Consider the following 15156-nt stretch of genomic DNA (forward strand, 5'->3'; position numbering starts at 1 on the left):
ATCACCCCCCCACCCCATCACCCCCCCACCCCATCACCCCCCATGCCCAACCCCCACATCCCCTCCGGCCCCCTACGCGACAAGTGGAGCACTTTTAAGGAGCACTGTCGCCTAGTCAGCCCTAAGAACAAGCAGCAACACACCATTCTGGTGGTGGGCACTGGGTTGGCGGGGGCTTCGGCGGCGGCAACCTTGGCGGAACTGGGGTATCGGGTCAAGAGCTTCTGTATTCAAGACTCCCCTCGCCGCGCCCACAGCATCGCTGCCCAGGGGGGTATCAATGGGACGAAGAACTATCCCAACGATGGGGACAGCGTGTGGCGGCTGTTCTACGACACGATTAAGGGGGGTGACTACCGTTCCCGTGAGGCTAATGTCTACCGGCTGGCGGAAATTAGCAGCCACATTATCGATCAGTGTGTGGCCCAGGGGGTGCCCTTTGCGCGGGAATATAGCGGCCTGCTGGCGAACCGTTCCTTTGGCGGAGCCCAGGTGTCTCGCACTTTCTACGCCAAGGGTCAGACCGGACAGCAACTTTTGCTGGGGGCCTATAGTGCTCTGATGCGTCAGGTGCAGGTGGGGCAGGTGGAGGTGTTTGCCCGTCGGGAGATGTTGGATCTGGTGGTGGTGAATGGACAGGCGCGGGGCATTATTACCCGCAATCTGATCACCGGGGAACTAGAGCGCCATGGGGGGGATGGGGTGCTGCTCTGCACCGGGGGCTATGGCAATGTCTATTACCTCTCTACCAATGCGAAAAATTCTAATGTGACGGCGGCTTGGCGCTGTCATCAGCGGGGGGCGTATTTCGCCAACCCCTGCTATACCCAGATTCACCCGACCTGTGTGCCTGTGTCGGGGGATTACCAGTCGAAGCTGACCCTGATGAGTGAGGGACTGCGGAACGATGGTCGGGTATGGGTGCCGAAAACGCCGGGGGATCGGCGACCGCCCCAGGAGATTCCAGAATCGGAACGGGACTATTACCTGGAGCGGCGCTACCCGGCCTTTGGCAATTTGGTGCCTCGGGATGTGGCTTCTCGCAATGCCAAGGCCATGACCGATGACGGGCGCGGTGTGGGGGAGACGGGGCTGGCGGTGTATCTGGATTTTCGGGATGCGATTCGGGAGCAGGGACAAGTTGCGATCGCGGCTAAATATGGCAACCTGTTCGATATGTATCAGCGCATTGCTGGGGAAGACCCCTACGAGGTGCCCATGCGGATTTATCCCGCCGTCCACTACACCATGGGCGGCCTGTGGGTGGACTATCACCTGATGAGCACGATTCCCGGTCTCTTTGTTCTGGGGGAGGCCAATTTCTCCGATCACGGGGCCAATCGACTGGGGGCCAGCGCCCTGATGCAGGGGTTAGCGGATGGCTATTTTGTCATTCCCTATACCCTGGGGCACTACATCGCTGGGGTGGAGTTGCCAAAGGTCGGAACCGATCACCCCGCCTTTGCCGAGGCCGAGTCAGCGGCCCGCGATCGCATCTCTCGTCTCCTCGCCATCCAGGGAGAGAAAACGGTGATGGACTTCCACCGGGCACTGGGGCGCATCCTGTGGGATCACGTTGGGATGGCCCGGAATCGGGAAGGGCTGGAAGGGGCGATCGCCCGAATACAAGATCTGCGGGAGGAATTTTGGCAAAATCTGAAGCTGCCGGGAACCGCCAATACGTTGAACAAGAATCTGGAATTTGCCGGACGGGTGGCGGACTTTATGGAGCTAGGGGAACTGATGGCACGGGATGCCCTGCACCGGGAAGAGTCCTGCGGTGGCCACTTTCGGGAAGAGTCCCAAACACCTGAGGGGGAAGCCAAGCGGGACGATGACGACTTTGCCTACGTTGCCGCCTGGGCGTATCGCGGCGAGGACCGCCTACCAGAACTCCACCGGGAGGCCCTTGTCTTTGAGAACGTTGAACTCACCCAACGCAGCTATAAATAGCCTCAGGAAATAACCTCAGGTTGGGCTCGGCGCTGCTCAGAGCCACAAGGATTTAGCGGAAAAACTCTAAAGGCAGTGATTTCACGGCCTATGGTTAGGATGGGATAGCTCTGTGGAGGTTCTGTTGTGTTTTTGAGCGTTGTCATTCCCACCTACAACCGCCAGCCGATTTTAGCGAAATGCCTGCGTGCCCTAGAGGCTCAGGTGTTTACCGCCGATAGCCCTGTGGAGCGCTACGAACTAGTGCTGGTGGACGATGGATCTACCGATGGCACAGTGGAATGGTTGGATCGCCATCGAGCCGAGTTTCCCCATGTGCGGCTGGTGCCCCAGGATCACAAGGGCATCGCCGAGGCGCGAAATCTGGGGGTAACTAGCGCGGCGGGGGATGTGATTGTCTTTATCGATAGTGATGTCATTGTCCAGCCCACCTGTCTAGACAACCATGCCCAGTTGCTCCACACCCGCGCCCAGGCAGGTCAGGAGAAATGCTTTACCTATGGTCAGTTGATCAGCACCTGTGATTTTGACAATCCCACGGCGGCTCAGGTGAAGGTGACGGACTTTTCAGCGGCCTTTTTTGAGACCAATAATGTTGCGATCGCAAAACACTGGTTAATCGAGGCAGGACTCTTTGACACCCAGTTCACCCAGTACGGTTGGGAGGATCTGGAACTGGGAGTACGGCTGAAAAATATGGGGCTGACGGTGGCAAAATGCCCCGCCGCCATTGGCTACCATTGGCACGCCCCCTTTTCGGTCGCCGAGATCCCCAGCCTAATCGAAAAGGAAATTCAGCGGGGCCGCATGGGCGTGGTGTTTTATCAAAAACATCCCACCTGGAACGTGCGGATGATGATTCAAATGACCTGGCTGCATCGGGCTCTGTGGGGGCTGCTCTCCCTGGGGGGACGGTTGAATGAAAAGACGATGACCCCCCTCCTCCAATGGATTGTGAATCAGGGGAAACCCCAACTGGCCCAGGAAATTGCCCGCATCTTTCTGAACTGGTACAACGTGCAGGGGGTGTACGCCGCCTACGCTGAAGGCCAAGTTGCCCAGGAGACAAGTAGAGAAGGGCAGGAGTAAGTAGGGCTTTCTTTGCCCGTGCGTAGCAGGCAGAAGACTGTATACACACATCTGGATTTGCCGGAATGGCCCCAATGGGCTCATCGCCGGGAGAATCTTGAGGGAAAATAGCAGGGAGCCCAGATGGAGTAACCCATGACCGAGGAGCCCAAGTTCTCAGAGCCTAAGTTCTCAGACGATTCTCCTGCCCCACCCTCGGAGCGTCTGGATGATGCGGAAGAGATGCCAACCCCTGCCATTTCAGCGGCGGAGGCAGAAGACTGGGATTTGGACGATTCCACCTGGGAGACACCGCCATCAATGCCCCCACCGGAGCCGAAAGCGCCAGGGATGGCAATGGAATTTATGGGGCAATGGCGGCAGCTTTGGTCCCAGGGGCAAAGACTCTGGCAACACCTACTGGCGGGGGTGCGATCGCGGATTCCCGCCGCCGCCGCCCTCTCTGATGGGGTACTGGGGGGCGTGATCGTGGGTAGCTTGGTGCTGCTGCTGACCCTCATCAATGGCTTAGGGGGCAGTCCTGCCCCGGCAACGGAGTCTGGGTCGAGGCCCGAGATCACCACCCGCCCCCCCTCAGATCTGAGGTTGCAGGAGCAGGAAATCGGGCTGGATCAAGGGCAGCTACAGGTGGAAGCAGAGGGCAGCGATGGTCAGAGACCGGCCCAAATGGGCCATCGTATTGGAGAGATTCAGGCCCAACTGAAGGCAGTTTCCGCCCTCTATGGCGAGGGCTTGGTGCAGTCGGTACAGGCAAACTTGCCGCGATCGCGGTTGACCGTGAACCTCAGCGATGGCTGGTATCGACTGACGGCCACCGGACAGGACAATTTAGCAGCGGACCTACTGAAACGGGCCGGAGATCTACAATTTGGGGCACTGGAGATGCGGTCTCCAGCAGCAGATCTCCTCGCCCGCAGCCCCGTCGTGGGGAATCAGATGGTGATTTTGCAGCGCCAACCCCTGCCGGAGGTCCCCATCCCCGAGCGCCCCCGCTACCGCATCATCGTGGATTAAGCCAGGGATCAGTCCGCCTGGGCGGCGGCGAGATAATCCTGGAGTGCCCGCACCGTAAGCCCCGCCTGCTGCAAAGAACGGATGGCGGCGGCGGTAGCGCGGGCGGCGGCAATGGTGGTAATGGTAGGGATTTTGTAGGCTAGGGCGGCGCGGCGAATGGCCCGATCGTCCTGTTGGGCCTTGTCCCCCACGGGGGTATTGATAATCAGTTGAATCTGACTGTTTTTGATCTGATCCCCAATGTGGGGACGGCCCTCGTGGATTTTCAGCACCAGATCCACCGCGATCCCATGGTCTTGCAGCACGGCACGGGTGCCGCTAGTAGCCATTAGGGTGAAGCCGAGACTGACCAGATCCTGCGCCACGGGCACCACCGCCTCCTTGTCCCGATCGTTCATAGAAATGAACACGGTGCCGGCAAGGGGTAGCTTTTGGTTGGCTCCCAACTCCGCCTTGGCAAAGGCTTTACCAAAGTCAGTGTCGATGCCCATCACCTCTCCGGTGGATCGCATCTCAGGGCCGAGGATGGTGTCGGTGCCAGGAAAACGGTCAAAGGGCAGCACCGCTTCCTTGACGGCGATGTGGCGGGGAATGATTTCCTCCGTAATGCCCAGTTCCGCTAGGGTTTTGCCCGCCATCACCTGCACCGCCAGTTTGGCTAGGGGGCGGCCCGTGGTTTTGGAGACAAAGGGGACGGTGCGGGAGGCGCGGGGGTTGGCCTCCAGAATGTACACCTGCTCGCCCTTGACGGCGAATTGAATATTCATCAGCCCCACCACCTTCAGCCGCTGGGCCAGCTTCACAGTCCAGTTACGAATGGTAGTAAGGGCGGCCTCCGGCAGGGTAATGGTGGGCAGGGAACAGGCAGAATCGCCGGAGTGGATACCCGCCTGCTCGATATGCTCCATAATGCCGCCGATGACCACGGCTCCGGTGGCATCCGCGATCGCATCCACATCCACCTCAATAGCGTTTTCTAGAAACAGGTCAATGAGAATGGGATGATCCGGCTCCACCTGCACCGCATGGGTCATATAGTGATCCAGTTCCCGGTCGGAATAGACAATTTCCATGGCCCGTCCCCCCAGCACATAGCTGGGACGCACCACCACCGGGTAGTTAATCGTGTGGGCAATACGCAGAGCTTCGTCATAGCTGCGGGCAATGCCATTGGCGGGCTGGAGAATATCCAATTCCCGCAGGATTTTTTCAAAGCGCTCCCGGTCCTCCGCCATATCGATGGAATCGGGGGAGGTGCCCCAAATTTGGGTGACGGGTCGGGACTCATCGCCGTGGGTTGCAATCTTTGCCAGATAGGTCTGGAGCGGAACCGCCAACTTCAACGGCGTCTGCCCCCCGAATTGGACGATGATCCCCTCCGGCTGTTCCGCTTCGATGATGTTGAGCACATCCTCCTTAGTCAGGGGCTCAAAGTAGAGACGATCGCTGGTGTCGTAGTCCGTCGAAACCGTCTCTGGGTTGGAGTTGACCATGATGGTTTCAAAGCCGTCCGCCTGGAGGGCAAAGGAGGCATGGCAGCAGCAGTAGTCAAACTCAATGCCCTGGCCAATGCGGTTGGGACCCCCTCCCAGAATCATCACCTTGCGGCGATCGCTTGGCAGTACCTCCGTCTCCTCCTCATAGGTGGAGTAGTAGTAGGGGGTGTAGGCTTCAAATTCCGCCGCGCAGGTGTCTACGGTTTTATAGACGGGATTGACCCCGAGGGATTGGCGATAGGCTCGCACCGTGTCTTCGTTGATGCCATTAGCAAAGGCAATCTGGCGATCGCTAAAACCCTGGCGCTTCACCGCATACATTTGAGCCCCGGACATCGAGGCTAGAGGGGTGCGCTTCAGCCATTTCTCTGTTTTCAGTAGCCCTGCTAACTGGTGCAGAAACCAGGGGTCAATGCCCGTGAGTTGGTAGATTTCCCCCAGGTCTAAGCCCAATTGCATAGCATGGTGAACAGCAAAGATGCGCTCTGGATTGGGGGTACGGAGTTGCGATCGCAAACTGGAGAGATTCGGCAAAGTTTCCCTGCGATCGCAGCCCCACCCAGCGCGGCCCGTCTCCAGCGATCGCAGCGCCTTTTGAAAGGACTCTTGGAAGGTACGACCAATGGCCATCGCTTCCCCCACCGACTTCATCTGGGTGGTGAGAATCGGAGGCGTGCCGGGAAACTTCTCAAAGGCAAACCGGGGAATCTTCGTCACCACATAGTCAATGGTGGGCTCAAAACTGGCAGGAGTCTTTTGGGTAATATCATTGGGAATTTCATCCAACGTATAGCCCACCGCCAGCTTGGCCGCGAACTTGGCAATGGGAAACCCCGTCGCCTTAGAGGCCAGGGCCGAACTGCGAGAGACACGGGGATTCATCTCAATCACAATCACCGCCCCATCCTCCGGGTTCACCGCAAACTGGATATTGGAGCCCCCCGTCTCCACCCCAATTTCCCGAATGATCTGAATCGATGCATCCCGCAGCCGCTGGTACTCCTTATCCGTCAACGTCTGGGCCGGAGCCACGGTGATGGAATCCCCCGTATGGATACCCATCGGATCCACATTCTCAATCGAGCAGATAATCACCACGTTATCCGCCAGATCCCGCATCACCTCCAGCTCGTATTCCTTCCAACCCAGCAGCGACTGCTCGATCAAAATTTGTGACATCGGGCTGGCATCTAACCCCGACTGAGCAATCTGCTCAAACTCTTCATGGTTGTAGGCAATGCCGCCCCCCGCTCCACCCATGGTGAAAGCAGGGCGAATAATCAAAGGAAAGCTGCCAATCTGAGCCGCCACCGTCCGGGCCTCCGCCAGGGTTTCCGCCAGACCCGAGGGACACACCGCGATCCCAATCCGGGTCATGGCCTCCTTGAATAGCTTGCGATCCTCCGCCTTTTGGATCGCCTCCAGCTTGGCCCCAATCAGCTCCACACCGTATTTCTCCAGCACCCCCGACTGGGCCAGATCCACGGCAATATTCAAAGCCGTCTGCCCCCCCATCGTGGGCAGCATGGCGTCTGGCCGCTCCCGCTCAATCACCTGGGCCACCAGTTCCGGCGTCAGAGGCTCAATGTAGGTGCGGTCGGCGGTCTCGGGGTCCGTCATGATGGTGGCGGGGTTGGAGTTCACCAACACCACCTCATACCCCTCCTCCCGCAACGCTTTGCAGGCTTGGGTGCCGGAGTAGTCAAACTCGCAGGCTTGCCCAATCACAATGGGGCCAGACCCAACCAGCAGAATTTTCTTGAGGTCGTTGCGGCGTGGCATAGGTTCCCTAGGGGCACAGTGTTACAAATCCTGCCCATTTTAATGGCTATCAGACCCCAAGATCTGACTTCTTCCATTGGAGAACGGTTTGAGAACATCGCCCCCATCCCCCATATTGATCGCCCGCCCACCGGGCAACCACAAGGGATTGCCCCTACGGTTCGGCAACATCCACACCCAATCACCCTGTCACCGTCTGCATTGGGCGCGGAAACCGCGCCCCTACGGGATATTCAATTCAAAATTCCTGCCACCTGTCACCGTCTGCATTGGGCGCGGAAACCGCGCCCCTACGGGATATTCAATTCAAAATTCAAAATTCAAAATTCAAAACTCAAAACTCAAAATTCCTGCCACCTGTCCCCTGTCACTCCCTGCATTGGGCGCGGCATCTCTACGGTGCATTGCTTCGCGTGGGCGAAGCCGCGCCTTAGCGCTATGCACCCTACAGGAAATTCAATTCAAAACTCAAAACTTAAAATTCCTGTCACCCCATCACCCCTAAGCCCTCCGGGCGGGATCAATTCAAAACTCAAAACTCAAAACTTTCTGCCACCTATAACGCCAACACCCCATCACCCCAACACCCCATCACCCCATCACCCCATCACCCCATCACCCCATCACCCCCCCTCTGCCCTACGAAGACACCTTGCCAAAGCGGCGATCGCGACCCTGATAGGTTTGCAGGGCACGGTGGAACTCTCCCTCGTCAAAATCAGGCCACAGGGTATCGGTCACATAGATTTCGGCGTAGGCTAGCTGCCACAGCAGAAAGTTGCTAATCCGCATTTCGCCACTGGTGCGGATCAGCAGGTCAGGATCCTGGAGATCCGCTGTGTATAGGTGACGGCCAAAAAGATTTTCGTCAATGTCCTCCGGCTGAAGCACCCCTGCCTGCACCTGGGTTGCGATCGCACGACAGGCTTGCAAAATTTCCTGCCGCCCGCCATAGTTCGTCGCTACAGTAAAGCGAATCCCGCGATTTTGGCGAGTTTGCTCCACCGCCCGGTCGATTTCCGTCTGGAGAGAGGCCGGCAGACCCGCTAGATTTCCCACAAACTGAATCCGCACATTCTCCGCCATCATGTCCGTCAGTTCTTGGCGCAGCACCCGCTCAAATAGGGTCATCAGAAACCCCACCTCCTCCAAGGGGCGGCCCCAGTTTTCCGTAGAAAAGGCGTAGGCCGTCAGGGCTCCAATGCCCCAATCGCTGCACCGACGCAGGAGTTGTTTCAGAGTATCCACCCCTCGACGGTGCCCCATCACTCGGGGCAACCCCCGCTGCTTGGCCCAGCGCCCATTGCCATCCATGATCACCGCGACGTGATAGGGCAAGCGCTCTGGATGCAAATCCACGGGCAACGGCGATTTAACAGCAGGCTCAGCAGTCATCTTTTTTCACGGGAGGCTGAGGACGGGAAACGTAATAGTCGCTGAAAAAAGGCCAGGGCTTGACCCGGAAGCCGTTTACCGAGGCTCCACAACTGTGGGGTAACCGCATCTCGATCTACCCTCTTAGAGAGCCTAGCGTGCAACAACTCCCTCAGTTTACTGCTGGTCAGGGGGCGATTTAGTGTTCCCCTTTCTGCCAGAGAAATGGAGCCTGTCTCCTCCGACACAACTAGACAGATGCAGTGATCAACCCGCTCCGTGATCCCCATGGCGGCCCGATGACGGGTTCCCAGTTGGCGGGAGGCGACCCGCTCCGAAATGGGCAAAATCACCCCCGCTGCCAGTAACCGCGATCCCCGAATCAATACTGCGCCATCGTGGAGTAGCGTCGTGGTTTGAAAAATCGTTTGCAGCAGTTCTTTAGACATATCGGCATTGAGGCGAACCCCCGGCACCGAAAAATCCCGCTCGTCAATGGGACGATCTGTTTCCAGGATGATCAAGGCCCCGATCCGATTTTGGGACAGCTCCTTGATGGCGTCCACCAGTTCGTCTATGACGTTATCGGTCTGGGGGGGAGTCTCCTGCGGGTTGATGGCTAATAACTGTGCGAACTGCCCCCGGCCCATCTGCTCCAGCAGTCGTCGCAACTCCCCTTGCAAAATAAAGGCCATGGCGACGGCAGCCCCGATCACCAATTTGTCGAGGACAAAGGCCAGCAATCCCAGACCGATCCGCTCGCTGAGGGTGGCCGCTAATATCAGCACAATAAAGCCGCGCACCATCCACAGGTTACGGCGCTCCCCGATCAACACCAGCATGGCGTAGATCAGTAGCAGCACCAGGGTAATATCCAGGACAGGCAGCAGCCAGAGTCTCATTAGGTTGAGGATGATCTGGCCGTACTCCCAGAAATAACCCATGAGTAGTACTGTTGCGTGAACCCAACCCGTATGTGTGCAACGCCCCCGCCGCGAGGTCTCCCCGATTCCCGGCTCCGTCGCTGGGATCCCCTCTACCTCGATCCTAGGGGACTTCGAGAGATGCGGGCTTCCAGAGATCAAGGCAGACCAATCTTAGCCCAGCGTTGTAGACCGACCGGTGATTTACTGGGGCCTGGTTTCTGTCAGAGACTGGAGGTGGGCGGGAATACAGTCCTGACGAAGAAGATCCTGGAGGGTTTCCCGCTGAATAATCAGATGGGCTTCTCCCTGCCCCACTAAAACAGCAGCGGGACGGGGAACCCGATTGTAGTTAGAGGCCATGCTGTAATTGTACGCACCTGTCCCCGGTACGACGACAATATCTCCCGCCATTAGGGGGGGGAGTTGGGCTGCGGCGATGACCACGTCCCCAGATTCGCAGTGTTTACCCGCTAGGGTGACGGTTTCCGTGAGGGGCGCGCCCATGCGGTTGGCCACCAGGCTGCGATAGACCGATTGGTAGGTGATAGGGCGGGGATTATCGGACATGCCCCCATCCACCGCCACATAGGTGCGGATACCGGGGACGGTTTTTTGACTGCCGACGGTGTAGGCGGTGACACAGGCGGAGCCCACCAAGGAGCGTCCCGGCTCACACAGCAGGCGCGGCAGGGGAACGTCTTGGGCCTCGCAGGCTGCCGCGATCGCAGTGCCTACAGTTTGAACCCAGGCGTCAATAGTGGGGGGATCATCAGCTTCGGTATAGCAAATTCCCAAGCCCCCGCCCACATCCAATTCCGTGACAGGTAAACCATACTGAGTGGCCTTTTGGAACCACTGCACCAACACCCCGGCCAAATCCTCATGGGGCTGGAGTTCAAAAATCTGCGACCCAATGTGGGCATGGAGACCGATGCAACGCAGGGCGGGCTGCTGACTGACGTAGGCAAATACCGCTTCGATCTGATCGGGATCAAAGCCAAATTTACTGTCTAAATGGCCAGTGCGAATGTATTCGTGGGTATGGCATTCAATGCCGGGGGTGAGCCGCAACAGAATGGAAACCGGAGTCTCAGCCCCCACCAGCAGATCCACCAAGGTGTGTAGCTCATGCCAGTTGTCCACCACGATGCGACAGTGGGTCGCGATCGCAAGTTCCAACTCTTCCCGAGATTTGTTATTGCCGTGGAAGTAGATGCGCTCAGGGAGAAACCCTGCCCCTAGAGCCGTCTGAAGTTCCCCCCCAGACACCACATCAATACCCAAATTTTCGCTGCCTACAATAGCGCAGACCGCCAGACAACTCCACGCCTTAGAGGCATAGAGCACCAGGGATTCACCGGGATAGTGGCGCACCATCGCCTCGCGATACTGGCGGCAGGCAGTCCGCAGTGTGGTCTCATCCAGAATATAGAGAGGAGAGCCAAAGCGGGCCACCAAAGCAGGCACATCACAGTCGCCAATGACCAGATGATCTGCCCCGGATACCGTAGCTGTCAGGGGCAAAAGGGACTGGTTGGGCGAAGGATTCGCGGTGGCCGTCAAGGGCAAATAGCGGTGGCTGGTAGGGGCAGACTCTAGGGTGGAGACCATGGGTCAAAGATAATAATGTCGATATTTCGATATTGAAGTGGCCGATATTGCAGTGAAGGAGGCCAACGGGAATATTTTCGCCAAGCTTCAACGCCCCTCATTCAGAGCGCGACGGATCGCTGGCGAGTCAACCCCCTGAACCGTTCTTTAGCAATCATACGTTTCAAACGGGCCTTCAGACCGTATGGGCGGTTCAACACCCGCCCTACCCAGCAGCGGAAAATCCAGAATGGAGAGATTTTCGGCAACCCATGTAGAATTATCGCTGGCGGTCTCTTCGTCCTGATGTGAACTCCTTGCGTTGCTGCCCTCTGACGGAATCCCATTTGCCAGCGGTCTTGGCCCTCGATCAGGTCTGTTTTGGCGGACTCTGGTCAGAGGCAAGCTATCGACGAGAGATGGATAGCCCCAACAGCGATATGCGCGTGCTCCTAATCCCAGGGGGTGCAGCTTCCCCCTGGGAGCAAATCAATGAAGGGCCTGCTATAGGTGGGGATCTTCCTATGAGCGGAAATCCCAGAGCTGAGGAAGGGGGGGCTAGCTATCCCAATATGGAGCCAAGCTCTGGGGATCGGGGTTCTGGTGGGGATCAGCCTGGAAGCCAGATACCGGCAGATCAAGCTAGGAATCCTTCGTCTGGGGACCGGGGGCCAGCGGCGGTGCTTCCCTATTCTTCCCAGTCCCCAGAAACGGTAATTGGCCTGGGTTGCTACTGGGCCATTCTAGACGAGGCCCACATTACGCTTCTAGCGGTAACCCCCCCCTATCGAGGTCAGGGGTTGGGACGATGGTTGTTGCTCCATCTGCTACAGGGAGCCCGCGATCGCGGTATGGAACGGGCCACCTTAGAAGTGCGAGCCAGCAATGCTCCAGCCCTAGCCCTCTATAGATGCCTAGGCTTTAAGACCGCAGGCCGCCGCCGGGGCTACTACGACGATGGCGAAGATGCCCTTATCCTCTGGTGCAACGGCCTTCAAACCCCACATTGGGCCGACGCCTGGGACCAGTGGCAAGACCAGAGCGATCGCCAGCTTCGCGCCCAAGGATGGCGGCTACCCGTTCGTGCTGCTCCAGCCCTAGTCTCCGGGATCGCCGCTGCTGAATAATGCTCTCTTGGCCTCCCGTACCCCGGTAGTGCGGTTACCCCTCTAGAAATCGCCAAATCCCTTGATTCTACAGGCTGTTTGCTAGGCCACAGTTCCCCAATACCCCTGTGCTAGAATCAGCGTACCCAGCGCGCAGCAGGTATTTGGATTTCCGCCAATGTTTGAACGCTTCACAGAAAAAGCAATTAAGGTTATCATGCTCGCCCAAGAGGAGGCCCGCCGCCTGGGTCATAACTTCGTGGGTACCGAGCAAATCCTCCTGGGCCTCATCGGTGAAGGTACTGGTGTCGCTGCCAAGGTATTAAAGTCCATGGGCGTCAATCTCAAAGACGCTCGCATTGAAGTCGAGAAAATCATTGGTCGTGGCTCTGGCTTTGTGGCAGTGGAAATCCCTTTCACGCCTCGGGCTAAGCGCGTTCTAGAGCTATCCCTAGAGGAGGCCCGCCAACTGGGCCACAACTATATCGGTACGGAGCACTTGCTCCTAGGGCTGATCCGCGAAGGCGAAGGGGTCGCCGCCCGTGTCCTCGAAAATCTTGGGGTTGATCTCTCCAAGGTCCGCACCCAAGTCATTCGTATGCTGGGGGAAACTGCGGAGGTATCTGCGGGGGGCGGCCAGGGCCGCACCAAAACCCCCACCCTGGACGAGTTTGGCTCCAACCTGACCCAAATGGCGGGAGAGGGCAAGCTGGATCCCGTTGTGGGTCGTCAGAACGAAATTGAACGGGTAATTCAGATTCTCGGTCGCCGCACCAAGAACAATCCGGTGCTGATTGGGGAACCGGGGGTGGGCAAAACCGCGATCGCGGAAGGTCTGGCCCAACGTATCTCCACCGGCGATATTCCCGACATTTTGGAAGAGAAGCGGGTCGTCACCCTAGATATTGGTCTCCTCGTAGCGGGCACCAAATATCGCGGGGAATTTGAAGAACGCCTCAAAAAAATCATGGATGAGATCCGCTCAGCGGGAAATGTCATCCTGGTCATCGATGAGGTCCATACCCTAATTGGGGCCGGCGCTGCCGAGGGAGCCATTGACGCCGCCAACATCCTCAAGCCCGCCCTTGCTCGGGGAGAACTCCAATGCATTGGAGCCACCACCCTAGACGAGTACCGCAAACACATTGAGCGGGATGCCGCCCTAGAGCGTCGCTTCCAGCCCGTGATGGTGGGCGAACCCAGCGTAGAAGAGACTATTGAAATTCTCCATGGCCTGCGCGATCGCTATGAGCAGCACCACAAGCTCCGCATTGAGGATGAAGCCCTGAATGCCGCCGCAAAACTCTCCGATCGCTACATCAGCGATCGGTTTCTGCCAGATAAAGCCATCGACCTGATTGATGAAGCAGGCTCACGGGTGCGCCTGATCAACTCCCAACTCCCCCCCGCTGCGAAGGAACTAGATAAGGAACTGCGTCAGCTCCTGAAGGAAAAGGACAATGCCGTCCGCTCCCAGGACTTTGATCGGGCTGGAGAACTGCGGGATCGGGAAATGGAAATCAAAGCGGAAATCCGCACCATTGCCCAAGGTAAGAAGGCCGAAAGTGAAGACGGGGATGATTCTCCCGTGGTCACCGAGGAAGACATTGCCCACATCGTCGCCTCCTGGACCGGAGTCCCGGTAAACAAGCTCACCGAATCCGAGTCCGAAAAGCTGCTGCACATGGAAGATACCCTGCACCAGCGGCTCATCGGTCAAGACGAAGCAGTGAAAGCCATTTCCCGTGCTATTCGCCGTGCCCGTGTCGGTCTCAAGAGCCCCAACCGACCCATTGCCAGCTTCATCTTCTCCGGTCCCACCGGCGTTGGGAAAACAGAACTGGCTAAGTCCCTGGCCGCCTACTTCTTCGGCTCCGAAGAAGCCATGATCCGCCTAGACATGTCGGAGTTCATGGAACGCCACACCGTTTCTAAACTCATCGGCTCCCCTCCCGGCTACGTGGGCTACAACGAGGGTGGTCAGCTTACCGAAGCTGTACGCCGTCGCCCCTACACGGTGATTCTGTTCGACGAAATTGAGAAAGCCCACCCCGATGTATTCAACATGCTGCTGCAAATCCTGGAGGACGGTCGCCTGACCGACGCCAAGGGTCGCACAGTGGACTTCAAAAATAGCCTGCTAATCATGACCTCCAACATCGGCTCCAAGGTCATTGAAAAAGGCGGCGGCGGTCTGGGCTTCGATTTCGAGGACAACCAAGCCGAGTCTCAGTACAACCGCATCCGCTCCTTGGTCAACGAGGAACTGAAACAGTACTTCCGTCCTGAGTTCCTCAACCGTCTAGACGAGATCATCGTCTTCCGTCAGCTCACCAAAGATGAAGTCAAGAGCATCAGCGACATTCTGCTGCGGGAGATATTTGGCCGTCTGACGGAACAGGGCATCACGCTGGAGGTCACCGAGCGATTTAAGGATCGACTAGTCGAAGAGGGGTACAACCCGAGCTACGGAGCCCGTCCCCTGCGTCGCGCCATCATGCGCCTTTTGGAAGACACCCTGGCGGAAGAAATTCTGTCGGGCCGTCTGAAGGATGGGAGTACTGCCACCGTAGATGTAGACGACCAGGGCAAGGTAATGATTCAGGCCGGAGAGCGGCGAGAACTTTTGTTGCCCCAAGGGGCTGAGTAGCGCTAGCCCTATATCCACCGTCCGCAGAACAACCTAGAATGCCCGTGGGCAGTCTCAAGACTGTCCACGGGCATTCTGTTTACGAAGTTTTATAACCGCTTTCCTGAGAATCCTTGCGTTGTCGTAACGCAAAATCTGATAATGACAAACAAGCGTAACGGCTTGTATCATCGGTT

At 57.7% G+C, this 15156-nt stretch carries 9 protein-coding genes; 5 read left to right on the top strand and 4 right to left on the bottom strand.

Features of this window, described 5'->3' with window-relative positions:
• From LEP6406_RS0206770 to LEP6406_RS30040, 3 genes are all read left to right on the top strand, one after another.
• The coding region (locus tag LEP6406_RS0206770; protein WP_263971143.1) for a fumarate reductase/succinate dehydrogenase flavoprotein subunit at window positions 1-1953 on the top strand (1953 nt) is incomplete at its 5' end.
• Window positions 1954-2079: 126 nt separating this feature from the next.
• Complete coding sequence (locus LEP6406_RS0206775; protein WP_008317036.1) at window positions 2080-3042, top strand: glycosyltransferase family 2 protein; 963 nt, start codon at window positions 2080-2082, stop codon at window positions 3040-3042.
• Window positions 3043-3177: 135 nt separating this feature from the next.
• Entirely contained in the window at window positions 3178-4056 is an 879-nt protein-coding gene (locus LEP6406_RS30040; RefSeq protein ID WP_008317035.1) for a hypothetical protein, read from the top strand.
• A gap of 8 nt (window positions 4057-4064) precedes the next feature.
• On the opposite strand, the gene carB is transcribed toward LEP6406_RS30040, so the two are convergent.
• The 4 genes from carB to lysA all read right to left on the bottom strand — a co-directional run bounded on the left by carB (window position 4065) and on the right by lysA (window position 11245).
• Window positions 4065-7334 (bottom strand): carbamoyl-phosphate synthase large subunit, encoded by a 3270-nt coding sequence (gene carB / locus LEP6406_RS0206785; protein ID WP_008317034.1) that lies wholly within the window; start codon window positions 7332-7334, stop codon window positions 4065-4067.
• Between the two features lie 639 nt (window positions 7335-7973).
• Window positions 7974-8729, bottom strand: a complete 756-nt coding sequence (locus LEP6406_RS0206790; protein ID WP_008312197.1) for an isoprenyl transferase — start codon at window positions 8727-8729, stop codon at window positions 7974-7976.
• Complete coding sequence (gene cdaA, locus LEP6406_RS0206795) at window positions 8726-9652, bottom strand: diadenylate cyclase CdaA (protein ID WP_008312195.1); 927 nt, start codon at window positions 9650-9652, stop codon at window positions 8726-8728. The genes LEP6406_RS0206790 and cdaA overlap by 4 nt, the downstream gene beginning before the upstream one ends.
• Before the next feature lie 183 nt (window positions 9653-9835).
• Window positions 9836-11245, bottom strand: coding sequence for a diaminopimelate decarboxylase (lysA, locus tag LEP6406_RS0206800; RefSeq protein ID WP_008312193.1), 1410 nt, complete (start codon window positions 11243-11245; stop codon window positions 9836-9838).
• 503 nt (window positions 11246-11748) lie between these two features.
• On the opposite strand from lysA, the gene rimI reads away from it, so the two are divergent.
• Both rimI and LEP6406_RS0206810 read left to right on the top strand, forming a co-directional pair.
• Window positions 11749-12351, top strand: coding sequence for a ribosomal protein S18-alanine N-acetyltransferase (rimI, locus tag LEP6406_RS26890; RefSeq protein WP_008312192.1), 603 nt, complete (start codon window positions 11749-11751; stop codon window positions 12349-12351).
• 157 nt (window positions 12352-12508) lie between these two features.
• The gene (locus tag LEP6406_RS0206810; RefSeq protein WP_008312190.1) at window positions 12509-14980 is read left to right on the top strand and encodes an ATP-dependent Clp protease ATP-binding subunit; all 2472 of its coding nucleotides are present in this window, start codon (window positions 12509-12511) and stop codon (window positions 14978-14980) included.
• Window positions 14981-15156 lie beyond the last annotated feature (176 nt).

This window comes from Leptolyngbya sp. PCC 6406, assembly GCF_000332095.2.
Classification (GTDB): domain Bacteria; phylum Cyanobacteriota; class Cyanobacteriia; order Phormidesmidales; family Phormidesmidaceae; genus PCC-6406.

What these genes read in the sequence shown, in the direction of transcription:
- LEP6406_RS0206790 (WP_008312197.1), bottom strand. Translation starts at nt 8,729, where the DNA reads ATGACTGCTGAGCCTGCTGTTAAATCGCCGTTGCCCGTGGATTTGCAT.
- LEP6406_RS30040 (WP_008317035.1), top strand. Translation starts at nt 3,178, where the DNA reads ATGACCGAGGAGCCCAAGTTCTCAGAGCCTAAGTTCTCAGACGATTCT.
- carB (WP_008317034.1), bottom strand. Translation starts at nt 7,334, where the DNA reads ATGCCACGCCGCAACGACCTCAAGAAAATTCTGCTGGTTGGGTCTGGC.
- cdaA (WP_008312195.1), bottom strand. Translation starts at nt 9,652, where the DNA reads ATGGGTTATTTCTGGGAGTACGGCCAGATCATCCTCAACCTAATGAGA.
- lysA (WP_008312193.1), bottom strand. Translation starts at nt 11,245, where the DNA reads ATGGTCTCCACCCTAGAGTCTGCCCCTACCAGCCACCGCTATTTGCCC.
- rimI (WP_008312192.1), top strand. Translation starts at nt 11,749, where the DNA reads ATGAGCGGAAATCCCAGAGCTGAGGAAGGGGGGGCTAGCTATCCCAAT.
- LEP6406_RS0206810 (WP_008312190.1), top strand. Translation starts at nt 12,509, where the DNA reads ATGTTTGAACGCTTCACAGAAAAAGCAATTAAGGTTATCATGCTCGCC.